The sequence below is a fragment of the Parazoarcus communis SWub3 = DSM 12120 genome (genome assembly GCF_003226565.1).
Taxonomy (GTDB): Bacteria; Pseudomonadota; Gammaproteobacteria; order Burkholderiales; family Rhodocyclaceae; genus Parazoarcus; species Parazoarcus communis.
Genome location: NZ_QKOE01000140.1, coordinates 1 through 379 on the forward strand (window position 1 = coordinate 1; position 379 = coordinate 379).

The following is a 379-nucleotide window of genomic DNA, read 5'->3' on the forward strand; positions in this document are numbered from 1 at the left end:
ATCCGCTCGGCGTCGGCGGGCAGGCTGCTGATGTAGCAGACGCGCTCGGTGCTGGTGTGATCGCCCACCGTTCGGATGCGTTCGACCACGGCGAAGCTGGCTACGTCGTTCCAGGCGGCGGCGTTGTGAAGTCGGTCGACGGCATCGTAGACGCGGCAGCGACGCACTTCGATCCTGCCGTGCCCGGTGCTGGTGCTCTCGTGGGTCGAAGCCGGCGTCAGCGGGCCGCGTGGGTCGAGGTTGGCGAAGATAATCGAATCGTGCAGGTTGCGGTGGTTGTCTTTCACACACAGCACGTAGTGCGCACCTCGGTCGCGAATGGTGCGCGCGATCTTGGTCTGTGTACCCATCGCGTCGATGGTGACGATGCAGCCCTCGA

Annotated in this window: 1 protein-coding gene; it reads right to left on the reverse strand. The window is 64.9% G+C overall.

Annotated elements, in window-relative coordinates; translation table 11 throughout:
- A partial coding sequence (locus DNK49_RS23445) for an ISAs1 family transposase (RefSeq protein ID WP_110530435.1) occupies window positions 1-379 on the reverse strand: 379 nt, incomplete at both ends.